General features: G+C 59.3%; 20 protein-coding genes. 7 read left to right on the top strand and 13 right to left on the bottom strand.

Features of this window, described 5'->3' with window-relative positions; translation table 11 throughout:
- Positions 1–11 precede the first annotated feature (11 nt).
- Positions 12–461 carry a YtoQ family protein gene (locus ACR0MS_RS12300; RefSeq protein WP_480572801.1) on the top strand — a complete coding sequence of 150 codons (450 nt, stop codon included), beginning with the start codon at positions 12–14 and terminating at the stop codon, positions 459–461.
- Between the two features lie 36 nt (positions 462–497).
- Here the strand turns inward: ACR0MS_RS12300 and ACR0MS_RS12295 are convergent, their stop codons facing one another.
- On the bottom strand, positions 498–1196 hold the full coding sequence (locus ACR0MS_RS12295; RefSeq protein WP_170415157.1) for a glutathione S-transferase N-terminal domain-containing protein: 699 nt from the start codon (positions 1194–1196) through the stop codon (positions 498–500).
- Between the two features lie 214 nt (positions 1197–1410).
- On the opposite strand from ACR0MS_RS12295, the gene ACR0MS_RS12290 reads away from it, so the two are divergent.
- A complete protein-coding gene (locus ACR0MS_RS12290) occupies positions 1411–2217 on the top strand; it encodes a mechanosensitive ion channel family protein (RefSeq protein ID WP_480572803.1) in 807 nt (268 codons plus the stop codon).
- 190 nt (positions 2218–2407) lie between these two features.
- Here the strand turns inward: ACR0MS_RS12290 and ald are convergent, their stop codons facing one another.
- Complete coding sequence (ald, locus tag ACR0MS_RS12285; protein ID WP_480572805.1) at positions 2408–3526, bottom strand: alanine dehydrogenase; 1119 nt, start codon at positions 3524–3526, stop codon at positions 2408–2410.
- A 136-nt stretch (positions 3527–3662) separates the two neighbouring features.
- Here ald and ACR0MS_RS12280 point away from each other — a divergent pair, with 136 nt between their 5' ends.
- The gene (locus tag ACR0MS_RS12280; RefSeq protein WP_180884984.1) at positions 3663–4121 is read left to right on the top strand and encodes an Lrp/AsnC family transcriptional regulator; all 459 of its coding nucleotides are present in this window, start codon (positions 3663–3665) and stop codon (positions 4119–4121) included.
- A 1-nt stretch (position 4122) separates the two neighbouring features.
- Here the strand turns inward: ACR0MS_RS12280 and ACR0MS_RS12275 are convergent, their stop codons facing one another.
- Positions 4123–4875: a CPBP family intramembrane glutamic endopeptidase gene (locus tag ACR0MS_RS12275; RefSeq protein WP_480572807.1), complete on the bottom strand. Its 753-nt coding sequence runs from the start codon at positions 4873–4875 to the stop codon at positions 4123–4125.
- A 369-nt stretch (positions 4876–5244) separates the two neighbouring features.
- Between ACR0MS_RS12275 and ppk2 the strand changes: the two genes are divergently transcribed.
- A complete protein-coding gene (gene ppk2, locus ACR0MS_RS12270) occupies positions 5245–6162 on the top strand; it encodes a polyphosphate kinase 2 (protein ID WP_480572809.1) in 918 nt (305 codons plus the stop codon).
- Between the two features lie 167 nt (positions 6163–6329).
- Here the strand turns inward: ppk2 and rpsU are convergent, their stop codons facing one another.
- Positions 6330–6536 (bottom strand): 30S ribosomal protein S21, encoded by a 207-nt coding sequence (rpsU, locus tag ACR0MS_RS12265; protein WP_005614280.1) that lies wholly within the window; start codon positions 6534–6536, stop codon positions 6330–6332.
- 111 nt (positions 6537–6647) lie between these two features.
- On the opposite strand from rpsU, the gene ACR0MS_RS12260 reads away from it, so the two are divergent.
- Together ACR0MS_RS12260 and ACR0MS_RS12255 are read left to right on the top strand one after the other, a co-directional pair.
- Positions 6648–7340, top strand: a complete 693-nt coding sequence (locus ACR0MS_RS12260; protein WP_480572811.1) for a COQ9 family protein — start codon at positions 6648–6650, stop codon at positions 7338–7340.
- Positions 7341–7395: 55 nt separating this feature from the next.
- Positions 7396–8379 (top strand): NAD(P)H-quinone oxidoreductase, encoded by a 984-nt coding sequence (locus tag ACR0MS_RS12255; protein ID WP_480572813.1) that lies wholly within the window; start codon positions 7396–7398, stop codon positions 8377–8379.
- Between the two features lie 16 nt (positions 8380–8395).
- On the opposite strand, the gene ACR0MS_RS12250 is transcribed toward ACR0MS_RS12255, so the two are convergent.
- Positions 8396–9253 (bottom strand): DUF2189 domain-containing protein, encoded by an 858-nt coding sequence (locus ACR0MS_RS12250; RefSeq protein WP_480572815.1) that lies wholly within the window; start codon positions 9251–9253, stop codon positions 8396–8398.
- Positions 9254–9447: 194 nt separating this feature from the next.
- Here ACR0MS_RS12250 and ACR0MS_RS12245 point away from each other — a divergent pair, with 194 nt between their 5' ends.
- The gene (locus tag ACR0MS_RS12245; RefSeq protein ID WP_480572817.1) at positions 9448–10431 is read left to right on the top strand and encodes a quinone oxidoreductase family protein; all 984 of its coding nucleotides are present in this window, start codon (positions 9448–9450) and stop codon (positions 10429–10431) included.
- 69 nt (positions 10432–10500) lie between these two features.
- Here ACR0MS_RS12245 and ACR0MS_RS12240 read toward each other — a convergent pair whose 3' ends face one another.
- The 8 genes from ACR0MS_RS12240 to ACR0MS_RS12205 form a co-directional block, all read right to left on the bottom strand.
- Positions 10501–10977, bottom strand: a complete 477-nt coding sequence (locus tag ACR0MS_RS12240; protein ID WP_480572819.1) for a YHS domain-containing (seleno)protein — start codon at positions 10975–10977, stop codon at positions 10501–10503.
- 173 nt (positions 10978–11150) lie between these two features.
- Complete coding sequence (locus ACR0MS_RS12235) at positions 11151–11429, bottom strand: hypothetical protein (RefSeq protein ID WP_480572821.1); 279 nt, start codon at positions 11427–11429, stop codon at positions 11151–11153.
- On the bottom strand, positions 11426–12031 hold the full coding sequence (gene plsY / locus ACR0MS_RS12230) for a glycerol-3-phosphate 1-O-acyltransferase PlsY (protein WP_480572823.1): 606 nt from the start codon (positions 12029–12031) through the stop codon (positions 11426–11428). Before plsY ends, ACR0MS_RS12235 begins: the two co-directional genes overlap by 4 nt.
- Positions 12031–13311 carry a dihydroorotase gene (gene pyrC / locus ACR0MS_RS12225; protein WP_480572826.1) on the bottom strand — a complete coding sequence of 427 codons (1281 nt, stop codon included), beginning with the start codon at positions 13309–13311 and terminating at the stop codon, positions 12031–12033. Before pyrC ends, plsY begins: the two co-directional genes overlap by 1 nt.
- Positions 13308–13769, bottom strand: coding sequence for a hypothetical protein (locus tag ACR0MS_RS12220; protein WP_480572829.1), 462 nt, complete (start codon positions 13767–13769; stop codon positions 13308–13310). The genes pyrC and ACR0MS_RS12220 overlap by 4 nt, the downstream gene beginning before the upstream one ends.
- Entirely contained in the window at positions 13766–14152 is a 387-nt protein-coding gene (locus tag ACR0MS_RS12215) for a hypothetical protein (RefSeq protein WP_480572832.1), read from the bottom strand. The genes ACR0MS_RS12220 and ACR0MS_RS12215 overlap by 4 nt, the downstream gene beginning before the upstream one ends.
- Positions 14137–14655, bottom strand: coding sequence for a hypothetical protein (locus ACR0MS_RS12210; protein ID WP_480572835.1), 519 nt, complete (start codon positions 14653–14655; stop codon positions 14137–14139). Before ACR0MS_RS12210 ends, ACR0MS_RS12215 begins: the two co-directional genes overlap by 16 nt.
- A complete protein-coding gene (locus tag ACR0MS_RS12205) occupies positions 14652–15587 on the bottom strand; it encodes an aspartate carbamoyltransferase catalytic subunit (RefSeq protein ID WP_480572838.1) in 936 nt (311 codons plus the stop codon). The genes ACR0MS_RS12210 and ACR0MS_RS12205 overlap by 4 nt, the downstream gene beginning before the upstream one ends.
- Positions 15588–15746 lie beyond the last annotated feature (159 nt).

The following is a 15746-nucleotide window of genomic DNA, read 5'->3' as shown; positions in this document are numbered from 1 at the left end:
AGGAGAGTTCCATGAGCCTGAGCGTTTACCTGTCCGGAGAGATTCACACTGACTGGCGTGAACAGATCATCGAAGGCGCACAAGGGTTGAATATTACGTTCAACAGCCCCGTGACAGATCACGACGCCAGCGACGATTGCGGAGTGGCCATTCTGGGCGCCGAGCCGAACAAATACTGGCACGACCATAAGGGCGCGATGGTTAACGCCATTCGCACCCGCAAAGGGATCGCCGATGCTGACGTTGTCGTCGTGCGGTTTGGCGAGAAGTACAAGCAGTGGAACGCGGCATTCGACGCAGGCTATGCGGCGGCTCTGGGCAAGTCCCTGATCGTATTGCACGGACCCGATCACCAGCACGCCCTGAAAGAGGTGGACGCCGCAGCGCTGGCCGTTGCCGAGCAACCCGCACAAGTCGTCGACGTGCTGCGTTACGTTTTGACGGGTAAACTTCCCGGCTAAGGGTGCGGGGTGAGGCGGGGCCTCACCCCACCCGGTTTACTCTGTCGCCGGAATACGCAGGCCGCGCTGTACGGCGGGTCGTGCAAGGAACCGGTCGACATAGGGTTGAAGGTTCGCGAAATCGTCCCACCCCACGATTTCCTTGACGCCGTAATAGTCCAGACCGCGCAGCCATGGAACGATGGCAATATCGGCGATCGAGTACTCTCCGGCGATCCAGTCCTGACCGTTGAGCTGAGTGTTCAGGACATTCAGCAACCGCTTCGCTTCGGCGATGTACCGTTCGCGGGGGCGCGGGTCTTCGATCTCTTTCCCGGCGAATTTGTGGAAATAGCCCAACTGTCCGAACATCGGTCCCAGACCGCCCATCTGAAACATCAGCCACTGGGTGACACGATGTTTGTCGGCAGGCGTTGATCCCAGCAGCTTGCCGCTTTTTTCGGCCAGATACAGCAGGATCGCACCGCTTTCAAAAAGCGCCAGCGGTTCCCCATCCGGGCCATTTGGGTCGATGATGGCGGGGATCTTGTTGTTGGGGTTCAGCGAAAGGAACTCGGGGCTTTTGACATCCTTGTCGGCCAGCGTGACCAGATGCGGCTCATAGGGCAGGCCTGTCTCTTCCAGCATGATCGAGGCTTTGACACCGTTGGGCGTAGGATAGGAATAGAGTTGGATCTTTTCGGGGCTGCTGGCAGGCCAGCGGGCTGTAATCGGGTGCGAAGTGGTATCCAGCATGGTTGGTTCCTTTCAGACGGTCTGGAACAGGTAAGCACGGTTGGGCGATCCTTCCAGTGGTGAGGGTGTGCATGTCCGGTCAGCGGCTGTGTATTCTGGAACAACGGGGAAAAGGTCTGGATCTCACACCTAGACCAAAGCCCCGTTATCGCTCAAACTTCCGCAATCCCGCGCAGCGGTTGCGGGTCGGGAGTAAATCGGAAAGGAGAAGCGCGTGGATGAGGTCGTGACTCAGGTGGGTGCGTTTGCCCCCCTAATCGTGAACGCTGTGAAAGCACTGATTGTTCTGATCCTTGGGTGGATCGTGGCCGGAGCGATCAGCGGCGTGGTTCGCCGCCGGATCAATGCAACGCCGAACATAGATCAGACGCTTGGGAATTTTGTCGCCAGCCTTGTGAAATGGGCGATACTGGCCATGGTTCTGGTCGCCGTTCTGGGCATTTTCGGGATCGAGGCGACAAGTGTCGTCGCCATTCTGGGTGCCGCGTCGCTCGCCATCGGTTTGGCGCTTCAGGGAACGCTGAGCGATCTTGCCGCCGGGGTGATGCTGGTGGTGTTCCGCCCCTACAAGCTGGGTCAGTATGTCGACATTGGCGGGACGTCCGGGACCGTGAAGGACCTGAACCTGTTCACGACCGAGCTTGTGACGCCTGACAACGTGCAGATCATTGTCCCCAATGGTCAGTCCTGGGGGTCGATCATCTCGAACTATTCGGCGCATGATACGCGGCGTGTCGATTTGGTGTTTGGGATCGACTATGGCGATAGCGCGGATGAGGCGATGAAGATCATCCTGAGTGTCGCGCAGGCGGATAGCCGCATTCTGAGCGATCCCGAGCCTTGGGTGCGCGTGACCAATCTGGGCGACAGCTCGGTTGATCTGACCGCACGGTTGTGGTGCGCAAACGCCGATTACTGGGACGTAAAGTTCGAGTTGACCAAGGCGATCAAGGAAGCCTTCGACGCCAAGGGCGTGTCGATTCCATATCCGCATTCGGTGGAGATTCACAAACAGGCGTAAATGCTCCCGCCCGTCGGTCGGGCATTGAAATGCCCTCCTCCGGTTGGGCCGGGCGCCGCGCCTTTGGCGCGGCGCTGCTCTTTTTTGAAAGGCCGGTCCGACAATCCCGACCGCGCTGCGCCATGGGCGCAGCGCTTGGCCCAACGCTGTAAACGCCCTCGGCAGAGGGCGCTTTCAGGGGCGGGAGGGTTCAGGACTTGATCACCACATTTGGTGAGACGACGTCGATTCCCAGCGCCTTGCCGACCGCGTAGTAGGTCAATTGACCAGCGTGCACATTCAGCCCGGCCAGCAGGTGCGGGTCATCCTGACAGGCCTGTTTCCAGCCCTTGTCGGCCAGCGCCAACAGGAAGGGCATCGTCGCGTTCCCCAAAGCAATCGTCGAAGTCCGTGCAACCGCGCCGGGCATATTGGCCACGCAGTAGTGCATGATGCCATCGACCTCATAGATCGGGTCGGCATGGGTTGTGGCTTTTGAGGTCTCGAAACATCCGCCCTGGTCAATGGCGACGTCCACCAGGACCGCGCCGGGTTTCATCGTGGAGAGCTGCGCGCGCGTTACCAGTTTAGGCGCAGCGGCCCCGGGGATCAGAACAGCACCGATAACCATGTCTGCGGTCTGAATCAGTTCAGCTGTGGCACCAGCCGTCGAGTACTGGTTCTTGAACCTGTTCCCGAACACATCGTCGAGGTAGCGCAAGCGCGGCAGAGAGCGGTCCAGCACGGTGACATCCGCGCCCATGCCCGCAGCGATCTGAGCGGCGTGAGTCCCCACGACGCCGCCACCGATGACCACAACTTTCGCTGGCCCAACACCGGGAACGCCGCCCATCAGCACACCGCGCCCGCCATTGGCCTTCTGGAGGGTCCACGAACCGACTTGCGGCGCAAGGCGACCTGCGACCTCGGACATCGGTGCCAGTAAAGGCAGGCCGCCGTTGGCATCGGTCACAGTTTCGTAAGCAATGGCCGTACATCCCGAAGCAAGCAGGTCATGCGTCTGATCCGGATCGGGGGCAAGGTGCAGGTAGGTAAACAGCAACTGACCTTCGCGCAGCATCTTGCGCTCGACGGCCTGCGGTTCCTTCACTTTGACAATCATGTCCGCCGTGGCAAAAACCTCGGCTGCTGTTTCGACGATCGTTGCTCCGGCCGCGATATAGTCTGCGTTTTCAAACCCCGAACCGTGCCCCGCTCCGGTTTCGATGAGCACCTCGTGGCCTCTGGCAACGGCTTCTTGCGCGGCGTTGGGTGTCATGCCGACGCGGAACTCCTGCGGCTTAATTTCCTTGGGGCAACCGATTTTCATTTGGCCTCTCCGTTTATAAACTGCCTAAAATATAGGCAGATCCAAACGCAATTTCTGTGAAACTCTGCCTGTCTCGGCGCTTTTCTTCCGAAGATTCTTCGATAACATGGCCACAATCTGCAAAAGGATTGCGCCTATGAGCCTTGATACGACAGATCGAAAGATTCTCGCCGCGTTGCAAAGGAACGGCAGGATGTCCAACGCCGAGCTGTCCGAACAGGCCAATCTGTCGCCCTCGGCCTGTCATCGTCGCGTGCAGCGGCTCGAGTCTGAGGGGTATATCAGGGACTATGTCGCCTTGCTGGATGCGCGCAAGATGAAGGTGCCGACGACCGTCTTTGTCGAGATCACGTTGCAGGGTCAGGCCGAAGAGGTTCTGGATGCATTCGAAAAGGCCGTTGCACGGATTCCGGATGTTCTTGAGTGTCATCTTATGGCGGGAACAGCGGACTATATTCTGAAGGTTGTGGCGGAAAACACCGAAGATTTTGCGCGCATTCACCGCCAATACCTGTCGCGGCTGCCGGGGGTGGCGCAGATGCAAAGCTCTTTTGCGCTGCGGACGGTGTTCAAGACCACTGCTTTGCCCGTGTAAGTTAGGCCGGGCCGGGATAGGTGAAAAAGGCCAGATGCGCTGCATTGAACGCAAAGTGCATCAGCGTGGGAACCCAAAGCCGGCCGGTTGCATAATAGCCAAGCCCGCACGCCACCCCGAGGATAGAGGCAAACGTGACCAAAGCCACGCCGCCCGGCAAGTGCACCAGACCAAACAGAACGCTTGCGGCGGCGATTCCCAAGGCCGCCCCGAGTTTTGATGAAATCATGGATTGCAGATAGCCGCGAAAGAAGGCCTCTTCCGTCAGGCAGGTGAGCAGCAGGTTTGAGATCGCAAATACGAGCCACCATTCGGGCAGGCCGATCTCGGGCCGAACTGCGCCTGTCGCAAGGCCAAGTGCGAACAGAAGGGGCAAAAGTAATAGGCCGACGACTAAGGGCAGACGACGCAACCGGGCGAGGGGCGTGTTCATGCTGGGCCAGGCCAGAAGAACCGCGAACAGAACAAGGGGCTTGTCCAGGTTCAGGTACATACTGAACGCTGTACTGTCCGGTCCCGATTGGACCTGATCCAGAACAAGCAGGTTGTGGAAACCCGGCACCAGATGCGCGCCCAAGGCGATGGCCCACAAGATCAAGGCGATATGCCCGATAATTTCAGAATACCCGGTTAACCGAGGTAAGACCGCCGCGCAGCCAAGGCCCGCAAGGGCTATGCTAACTGCGACAGGGGTGACCAACCCGATCGACAGAGACGCCGCGCCAAACAGGGTGAGCAGAGCAAGACCGAGCATCCTCTTGCCGGCGACCGCGACAACCTGCGCCGTCGCGAGTATCAGCCAGGGCCAAATTGCCGGTAGAAGAGATGCAAAATGTGTCACGGCACTTTCACTGAATGGATGCAGGTATAGATGCGTTCAGGTCGCTGTCCAATGCAAGGCATCAGTGCCAACCTTTTGGCAATGCGGTATTTCTGCCGCGCGTATCCACCCGGTGCGGCCACTGCAAAAAGCTATGAATTGGGTGTTTTCTCGTGTCGCAGTGACCTTGCCGCTCAGGACGGTTAAGCTTAGGTAAAGGGCCTTCATCAATTTTTCTGATGACATCAGGCGTTTACACTCGCCCGGTACGGTCCGAGCCCGATATGAGATAAGGAACAGGCCTTGGTTTACGAAAACAACGATGCCCCCAAAGACTGGCTGGAAGCCGAGTTGGAAGACACGCTGGACGAAGATTTCGAAATCGAATTCAGCGAGCCCATGCTGTCGATGGAAATCCGCAAGATCTATAAGGATCAGCACCCCGAGATGCTGGACCGCAAGGTCTATTTCCGCAACCTGTTGCGTCTACAGGCCGAGTTGATCAAGGTTCAGGATTGGGTGCAGCACACCGGGGCCAAGGTCTGCATTCTGTTCGAAGGCCGCGACAGCGCCGGTAAAGGGGGGGTGATCAAGCGGATCACCCAACGTCTGAACCCTCGGGTCGCGCGGGTTGTGGCTTTGCCCGCGCCCAGCCGCCGCGAGCAAAGCCAATGGTATTTCCAACGCTATGTTCCGCACCTGCCTGCGGCGGGTGAGATCGTTCTGTTCGACCGGTCATGGTATAACCGCGCGGGCGTCGAGCGGGTCATGGGCTTTGCCAGCGAGGATCAGGTTGGGCAGTTCTTTCAGGACGTTCCCGAGTTTGAACGGATGTTGGTCCGCTCGGGGATTATCCTGCTGAAATACTGGTTCTCGATCACCGACGAGGAACAGCAGTTGCGATTCCTCATGCGTATCCACGATCCGATGAAGCAGTGGAAGCTGTCTCCGATGGATCTGGAATCCCGTATCCGGTGGGAAGCCTACACCAAGGCCAAAGAGGATATGTTGTTCCGCACCAATATTCCCGAAGCGCCGTGGTATATCGTCGAAGGCAACGACAAAAAGCGCGAGCGCCTGAACTGTATCGAACATCTGCTGACCAAGATCCCATATACGGACGTACCGCAGGAAAAGGTCAATCTGCCGGATCGCAAGTACAACCCGGAATATGAACGTCGCATCCTGCCGGATGAGTTGCACGTTCCCAAGATTTATTGATGACGACGCCCCTGATGTTCGGGGGCGTTTTTCTTTGGCCCTGAAACGACAAACCCCCGGGCGGGGCCTCGGGGGTCGTCAAATAGTGTCATCCAAAGCTGGACGAGCGGGGTTCCTCATTTCGCGCAGCTTGGCCCGAAAACCGGTTCCCACTTTTCGGGCTGCGCTTAGAGCAAACCTTCGCGCTGGGCTTTCTTGCGTGCCAGTTTACGGGCACGGCGGATCGCTTCAGCTTTCTCGCGCGCTTTTTTCTCGGACGGTTTCTCGAAATGTTGCTTCAGCTTCATTTCACGGAACACGCCTTCGCGCTGCAGCTTTTTCTTCAGGGCACGAAGCGCCTGATCGACGTTATTGTCGCGAACACTAACCTGCATGTGGTTGTCACCACCTTTCTAGATAGAGTTGCAAGGAAATTGCAGGAAGTGGCCGTATAGCAAAGCGCCTCTAACTTGTCTAGTACTGGTGCAAGAACCCGGAGAACCGCCATGACCACCACTTATGAAGACGCCAAAACCCAGCTTTTGGATGCGATGTTGGGCCATGTGCCCTTTGACGGCTGGTCTGAAACCAGCTTCCGCATGGCCATAGCCGATTGCGATATGGACGACGCACTGGCGCGCGCCATCTGTCCGCGCGGTGCGGTCGATCTGGCGCTGGCGTTTCACGCGCGGGGGGACGCGACGATGGTGGAGCGCCTGAAAACCGAGGATTTGAACGATCTGAAGTTTCGGGACCGTATTGCCACCGCTGTTCGGTTCCGTCTTCAGGCGGTTGATGACAAGGAGCTGGTGCGTCGCGGGATGACGCTGTTTTCGCTGCCGATGCACGCGGCGGATGGGGCGAAAGCGCTGTGGCAGACCTGCGATCTGATCTGGGACACGCTGGGCGATACATCCGATGACGTGAATTGGTACACCAAGCGCGCAACCCTGTCGGGGGTCTATTCCTCGACCGTGTTGTTCTGGCTGGGCGATGATTCGCCGGACCATCAGAAAACGTGGGAATTTCTGGACCGCCGCATCGACAACGTCATGCAATTCGAAAAGATCAAGGCGCAGGTGAACGGGAACCCTTTGTTCAGGCCGTTTCTGGCGGTTCCAAACTGGCTGGCGGGTCAGGTGAAGGCTCCGATGAAAGTGAACGCCGATCTGCCGGGAATGCTGAACCCGCGCAAGTAAGCGTCTGGGCCTTTCGTTATTTGGCTGCTAGGCATTGGGCAAAGGAGATTTGCCCATGACCCAAATGATGCGCGCCGTTGAAATCACCAAGCCCGGCGGCCCGGATGTTCTGCAGTTGACCGAACGTCCAGTGCCCGAGGCACAGGCCGGTCAGGTTGTCCTGAAAGTGGCTTATGCGGGTGTGAATCGCCCCGACGCGCTGCAACGGGCGGGGGCTTATGATCCGCCCCCGGGCGCCAGCGATCTGCCCGGGCTTGAGGCATCCGGCGAAGTCGTAGCCGTCGGAGCCGGTGTCGAAGGGGTGTCGGTGGGCGACAATGTCTGCGCGCTCTTGCCGGGGGGTGGCTATGCCGAATACGTCGCTACACCTGCCGCGCATTGCTTGCCGGTTCCCGCAGGCATGGGTTTGAAAGAGGCCGCCTGCCTGCCCGAAACCTTTTTTACGGTCTGGTCAAACGTCTTTACCCGCGGCGGCCTGAAAGCGGGTGAGCGGTTTCTGGTCCATGGCGGCTCCAGCGGTATCGGGACAACGGCGATCCAGTTGGCACATGCTTTTGGCGCGCGGGTTTTTGCAACCGCAGGATCGCCCGAGAAATGCGCAGCCTGCGAGAAACTGGGCGCGGAAAAAGCGATCAATTACCGCGATGAAGATTTCGTGGCGGCGATGCGGGCCGAAGGCGGAGCAAACTTGATCCTCGACATGGTCGGGGGCGACTACATTCCGCGAAACGTCAAAGCGCTGGCCGAGGACGGGCGGCTGGTTCAGATCGCCTTTTTGCAGGGGCCGGTGGTCGAATTGAACTTTGCCATGATGATGGTGAAACGCCTGACCCTGACCGGCAGCACCTTGCGGCCGCAATCCGATCTGGCCAAGGCGAAGATCGCGCAGGACCTGCGCGAGGCTGTCTGGCCTCTGCTTGAAGCCGGCAAAGTGGCACCTGTGATGGACAGCGAATTCGAACTGGCCGATGCAGCGGCAGCCCACGCCCGAATGGAAAGCTCAGGCCATATCGGTAAGATCGTTCTGAAAGTCGGCTAAGCGCCAACCAACAGGTTCAGGCCACGGCACGGCGATACAGATGCCATGTGGCGTGGCCCAGAACCGGAATGACCACGATCAGCCCAAGCAACATCGGAATTGCGCCCAGAATCAAAGAGGTGGCGACGATCAGTCCCCACGTCAGAATGACTCCGGGATTGTGTCGCAGCACCCGCACCGATGTCACCACAGCCACCGGCACACCGACCTTGCGGTCCAAGAGCAATGGAAAGCTGACCACGCTGATGGCCAATGCGATCAGGGCAAACAGGAACCCGATTGCATTGCCAAACAGGATCATCGTCCAGCCTGCGCGGGTCGTGAAGACCTCGGTCAGGAACGCTCCCAGGGATGTTGGCAAGTCGGGTCCCAGGGTTTGGACATAAATGCTTTGTGCGACCATCAGCCAGATCAGCAGCAGCATGACCAGGTAGAAACCCAGAGCCAAAATCGCCCCGAATGAAGGCGAGCGGAAAACGCCGAACGCATCCAGCCAATGGGCTTCGGCCCCCTGTTCGCGTTTGCGGCTGATTTCATAAAGGCCCACGGCAGCCACTGGTCCGACAAGGGCGAACCCTGCGATCAGCGGGGCCAGCAACGGGACCATGTTCCTGTTCAGTCCGAAGCCGAACATCAAAAGCCCCGCGATCGGGTAGATCAGTACGACGAAAATCGCGTCTGCCCGGGTTTCCATGAAATCTTCCGAACCTGCGCGCAGGCATGCCCAAAGATCGCTTAGGGCGAGGGTTTGAACCTGTGGTAATTGTCGCGTGTCCGAACTGCCGATACGGGTCACGCTTTCTGCGATATGATCACCGGTTGCACCAATGTTGCGGGCTGCCCAGCTGATCGGATTTCCAATAGTCTTGGCCATCGTCATCCCCTCAGGTTTGCATGTGAACGCAGCAGAGATGATCCGGCGAAAGTTGCCTTTGGCCGGACCAGCCGGCAACGCTTAGGCACCAGTATAACACAATTTTTTCCGTTTTGGCGGTTCCTCGCGGTATTGTGCCGATTGTTATGTGTCGCAGGCGTGTTAGCTTGGCGGCAGACAACAGGAGGTTCAGCATGCATCAAACGGCACGAACCGTCGTTATTCACGAACACGGCGGCCCTGAGGTTCTAAAGATCGAAGACCGCCCCCTTGGTGAACCGGGACCCGGAGAAGTACGTATTCGCCATCAGGCCTGCGGATTGAATTTCATCGACGTCTACCAGCGCACAGGGCTGTATCAGATGGAGCTGCCGCACGCTCTGGGCATGGAGGCCGCGGGGGTGATCGACGCGGTTGGCGACGGTGTGACCCATCTGGAACCCGGCCAACGTGCTGCCTATGCCGCGGCGCCAGCAGGGGCCTATTGCGAAGCGCGCGTGATGCCTGCGGCTCAGGTCTGTCCGCTGCCTGATGAAATCTCGTTCGATGCGGCGGCGGCAATGATGCTCAAGGGTATGACGGTTGAGTATCTGTTCCACCGAACAACGCCGCTGAAACGTGGTGACACCGTTCTGTTTCACGCGGCAGCCGGGGGAGTGGGCCTGATCGCCTGCCAATGGGCCAAGTCCGAGGGCATCAAGCTGATCGGGACCGCAGGGACGGATGAGAAATGCAGCCTGGCGCAGTTCAACGGTGCCACCCATTGCATCAATTACCGGACGGAAAACTTCGCGAACCGCGTGGCCGAGATTACCGGCGGCAAAGGCGTGGATGTGGTGATGGACTCGATTGGGGCCGATACGTTCAACGGGTCGCTGGATTGCCTCAGGCCGCTGGGGATGATGATTTCGTTTGGAAATGCGTCAGGTCCGGTGCCGCTGATGGATATCGGAATCCTTGGCAAGAAAGGGTCGCTTCAAATCACCCGGCCGACCTTGTTCACCCATATTGCCGATCATGCCGCTTGTCAGGCTATGGCCCGGCGCTTGTTCGGCAAGGTCGCGGGCAATGAGGTCAAGATACATATAGATCAGCGTTTCCCGCTAGAGCAGGTGGCGGATGCCCATCGTGCGCTTGAAGCGCGCCAGACCACTGGCAGCACGGTGCTGGAATTGTAGGCGGCAACCGCAGTCAAAAAGAAAACCGGCGGCATTTCTGCCGCCGGTCTTATTTCCACAAGGATCGGCTTACTGCGCTTGCAGCTCGGCCGGAGTCTTGCTTGCGATGTCTTTCCAGTTGGCGTCTGCGCGCTCGTTAAAGCCCGGGATGTCGCCTTCCCAGCGTTCCTGAATGTCAGCCGACAGGTTCAGGTACAGTTTGTTGTCAACGATTTTCCAGTAGTTCGGGTCACCGTCAAACTTGAAGCCCATTGCGGTGCCGAAGGCGCAGTAGCCGCCATATGCGGGCAGGTACGCTTCGGGGTTTTCTTCAAAGGCAACTTTGTTTTCTTCCGATGCGAAGCGGTACAGCGCATCGTTGTGCAGCGTGGTGATGCGGTAGTCACCCTTGGTGGCTTCGCCAACAGTGAAGTAGGCAACCGGGTCGTAACCCTGCAGTGCCAGGCCGGTCGAGCTTGCGTTCAGTTCAACACCAGCGGCCAGAGCTGTGCTTGCGACTGCGACGGACAGCGCTACGCCGCCGATGAGGGATTTGATCTTGTTCATTGTTTTCACCTTTCGTGAACGAGCCACCGGACGGCACCGCAATTGTGCCTGGGCAACCCTTGAGATTTTGTTCCGTGCGGTCGGGAATTGGCCGTCACGACCCCGAAGTGGGCAGCCGGTGCATCACGTTCAAAACAATCAATTGTGATTGTGCTTGGATGAAGATGAGCTGTTCAAATTTGCGCAGGTTCCGGTTCAAAGGCGGTCACGAAATCGACCACTTTTTGCACGGGCATTTCACACGGGTGCAGCACTGCTCCGCTGTTAGACGTCAGGTAAAGGTTCAGGCTGATGTAATCTTGGCCGCCTAATTCCTGCGCAACCAGCTTTTGGGATTTGCCCCCCGCCAATTCTGTGCGGCAGGTAATATAGCGGCGACCGTTGTACCATCCGGTCGACGTTCCGATGGGAATGTCGAAAAATGCGGATAGAAACGCGTCCGGGGCGGTCAAGACTGCCCGATTTTGGGTTCAGTTCCGGCGCGAATGCGCGCCACATTTGCGCTGTGCCGCCAGTAAACCAGCAAAGTCAGGATCGCGCCGAGCACGAATGTCGTGGTGTCCGTCAGGATCATGACCCAAATGGTCGACAGCGCTGCCGCTGCAAGCGCGCCCAGCGACGAGATCCGCCAGATCGCGGCTGCAACCAACCATGTCAGGCAGCACGCCACGCCAACGCGCCAGTCGAGGGCCAGCCAAATCCCAAGAAAGGTGGCGACACCCTTGCCGCCCTTGAACCCCAGCCAGATCGGGAAGCAGTGACCCAGAAAGGCGGCCAGCGCTGCGACCTGGGCTGCGTCTTCTCCGGCCAGACTACGGGCCAGCAGGACGGCGACCGCACCTTTGGCTGCGTCGAAGATCAGCGTTAGTGCAGCGGCGCGTTTGTTCCCGGTGCGCAGCACGTTGGTCGCGCCAATATTGCCGGACCCGATGTTGCGCAGGTTGCCCAGGCCCATGACCTTGGCGATGATCATCCCGAACGGGATAGACCCCATCAGGTACCCAAGCACGGCCCACAGCAGCAATTGGGTCATCGAACTGTCAAATGGGGGCATCAGGGTCTCCGGTATACTTCTTGTCCTGCGACATAGGTTGCGGTGACCTTACCCTGCATCCGCTGGCCGTCAAACGGTGTGTTCTGTGACTTTGATCGCAGGCTGAACCGGTCCAGCACAAAGGGCACATCCGGGTCGAACAGCACCAGATCGGCAGGTGCGCCCTCGGTCAAACGACCGGAGTCCAGCCCCAGCCGTTTCGCCGGATTCAGGGACATGGCCCGGAACAGGGTCGGCAGGTCCAGTTGTTCGGCGTGATACAGGCGCAGCGCGGCAGGCAGCAGGGTCTCCAGCGCCACTGCGCCGGATGCCGCCTCTTCAAACGGCAGGCGTTTGCTTTCCTCGTCCTGCGGGGTGTGCATCGAACTGATCGTGTCGATCAGCCCGGTTCGCACCGCTTCGATTACGGATTGCCGATCATCCTCGGACCGCAGCGGCGGCTTGACCTTGAAGAAGGTGCGATAGTCGGCCACGTCCAGTTCATTCAGCGTCAGGTGGTGGATCGAGGTGCCGGCGGTGATATCCAACCCGTTCCGCTTGGCGCGTTCCAACGCGGGCAGCGCGCGGGCGGTGGTGATCTGGTCGGCGTGATAGGCGGCCCCTGTCATCTCAAGCAGGGCGATGTCGCGGTCCAGCCCCATCCGCTCGGCCATGGGGGAAACGGCGGGCAAGCCGCGCAGGGCGGCGAACTTGCCGCTGGTGACGGCAGCCCCGGCGCTGAGGCCCGGTTCCTGTGGATGCGCAATCACCAGCGCGCCGCAGGATTTCGCATAGGTCAGCGCGCGCGAAAACACTTTGGTATTGGCGATCACATGGTCGCAATCGGTAAAGGCGACAGCACCTGCGTCTTGCAGAAAGCCGATCTCGGTCATCTCGCGCCCTTCGCGCCCTTTGGTCAGGGCCGCCATCGGCAGGACGTTGACCGGAGCATCCGCCTGTGCGCGGCGCGTGGCGAATTCCAGCGTTTCGGGTGTATCTACGGCAGGCAGAGTGTCGGGCCGGGTGACGATGGTGGTCACGCCCCCCGCAGCGGCGGCCAGACCTGCGGATTTATAGCTTTCCTTGTGCCGCTCGCCCGGCTCGCACACCTTGACGCCGATATCGACGATACCGGGGGCCAGACAATGCCCGCCGCAGTCGATCACCTGCGCGTCGGTGGATGGGGCCTCGCCTTCACCACGCGCGGCAATCCGGCCATCGGTAACGTGCAGCCAGCCCAGCAAGTCCGTCCCGGCCTCGGGGTCGATCAGGCGGGCGTTGGTGAAAATCTGGTCGGTCATGTATGGGCCTCTCGGGCTTTGGTCAGGGCTGCCATGGCGGCGTCCGGGTCGGGCAGGTGGTCAAATGAGAAAAAGGGGTGTCGAGCGAATGACACTGCCTGTTGGCTGGCATAAAAGTCCTGAAACCGGTCGACTTTCAGTTTTTTTGACTTGTTATGCCGGTTTGACTGCCAAGCATTTTGAGACGTTACAACATAAACGCGATTTGCTCGAACAAAGCGATCCGCGTAGACGGCAAAAGGACAAGTTAACGTAGCGATCAGGAGTTTCCAAAAATCCTCAGCGGTGTCGATGATCCATGGGCTTCCAGCCCAAACGGAGACGAACAGAACAATGGCTGCTTTGTAGATCCATCCGTACCGGGGCGGAAAGTACCCCTGGTAAGGTTGCCCGTGCCACAGGATCTTTTCTGTCTCTGGTACTTTCTCACGCCACCAATCGTCATCCACAGCCGTCATCTGATAGCCCTTTCGATTGCGGCTTTGGTGGCGGCGGGGTTGGCCTGATACTTGATCAGGTGCTTGTCGCCGCCCTTGGTGACGATTTGAACGAAGCTGCCCATGATATTGACCGCCTCGATCTGGTTTAGCGGTACGTTGCGTGGGCCGGGACCTGTCAGGGCGGTCTCGGACATCTGCCACGTGTTGGTCAGTTCTTCCGAGGCCAGATACCATGCGCGGACACCAACCGCGGCAAGGCCCGCGGGCGCTCCGGTCCAGATGTAAGGATTTCCGACCAGCCAGAGCACGACCATTGCACCCGCCATGGCACAGGCGGCCAGCCATGTGTTGGTGCGGATATAGGCGCTTTTGTCGGCGGTGAAGGTCACAGGATCAGCCAAAGAGCACCCCCGATCAAAAACAGGATCACAAGCGCCAGGACAGCAGACCCGACACGGCGCGGCGTGTCGTCAGCCGCAGTTGTCTGCGGGGCCGAAAACGGCTTGGCGCTTTCGGATGCAAGGGCACCGCCGGTCCAATTTGTTGTTTCTTCCGTGAACAGCCCGATGAGGTGCAGCCTTGGGTCGGGTTGCAGTTCAGCGGCGTTTCCACCGAACGTTGCGCTGCGAACGGCCATGACCCAGCCCTCAACCGCCTCAAGAGCCGTGCGGTTCAACTGATCTTCCGATACCCCGCACCCCTCGTTGAGATAGCCATAAAGCCCGAGGTCTTCGAGGTCGGCGACCGGGAAAATGTCGATCTGTTCGGGGTCCAGCCCTTTCACCCCCAGAACCTGATCGGCCGCGCCGGGCTCACGCAGAAACTTCGCCTCTTCGGGGCGCATGTCCAGCGTGAACAGGCGGATCACGCCGTGTTCGTGGGGGGCAACGGTCAGATCGTTCATGCGGCCTCGCGCTGGTTGCGGGCCAGCAGCTCCATCGCGGCCATGCGGACGGCGACGCCCATCTCGACCTGTTCCTGAATGACCGAGCGGTTGATGTCATCGGCCAGCGTGCCGTCGATTTCCACGCCGCGATTCATCGGGCCGGGGTGCATGACGATGGCGTCCGGCTTGGCCTGCGCCAGTTTCGCGGCATCCAGCCCATAGCGGTGATAGTATTCGCGTTCCGAGGGGATGAAGCCGCCATCCATCCGCTCTTTCTGAAGGCGCAGCATCATGACGACGTCGACGTCTTTCAGGCCCTCGTTCATGTCGTCGTAGATTTCAGCCCCGAAGTCAGCGAATTGACCGGGCACCAGGGTCGGTGGGCCGATGAGCCGGATGCGGTTTTCCATCTTGCCCAGCAGGATCAGGTTCGACCGGGCCACGCGCGAATGCGCCACGTCCCCGCAGATTGCAATGTTCAGCCGGTGCAGACGGCCCTTGGCGCGGCGGATGGTCAGCGCGTCCAGCAAAGCCTGCGTGGGGTGTTCATGCCGCCCGTCGCCCGCGTTCAGCACGGCGCAATTGACCTTCTGCGCCAGCAGATCGACCGCGCCGGAATGTGGGTGCCGCACCACCAGCAGATCGGGGTGCATCGCGTTCAGCGTCATCGCCGTGTCGATCAGCGTCTCACCCTTTTTGATCGAACTGGCCTGCATCGCCATGTTCATTACATCCGCACCCAGCCGCTTGCCCGCGATTTCAAAGCTGGCTTGCGTGCGGGTCGAGTTTTCAAAGAACATGTTGATCTGTGTCAGCCCCGACAGCACATCCGAGCGCTTGGCCGACTGGCGATTCAGATCGACGTATTTTTCGGCCAGATCAAGAATGGCGGTAATATCGGATTGCGACAGATGCTCGATGCCAAGAAGGTGACGATGGGCGAAACGCATGGGCGGGCTCCTGTCTGACAATCGAGCCGCTTATAAGTAGCTGTGCGAGGCAAGGCAACCTAAGGATCGGACCCTTCGGGCAGTTTCTCGCACCCGCCGTCGGGCAGGCACTGTTCACCGGGTTTGCACCATTTGCCATAGCCACAGTCCACGGCCTTG

The organism is Ruegeria sp. CJ2, from assembly GCF_056536745.1.
This window is presented reverse-complemented; position numbering and strand designations above follow the sequence as displayed.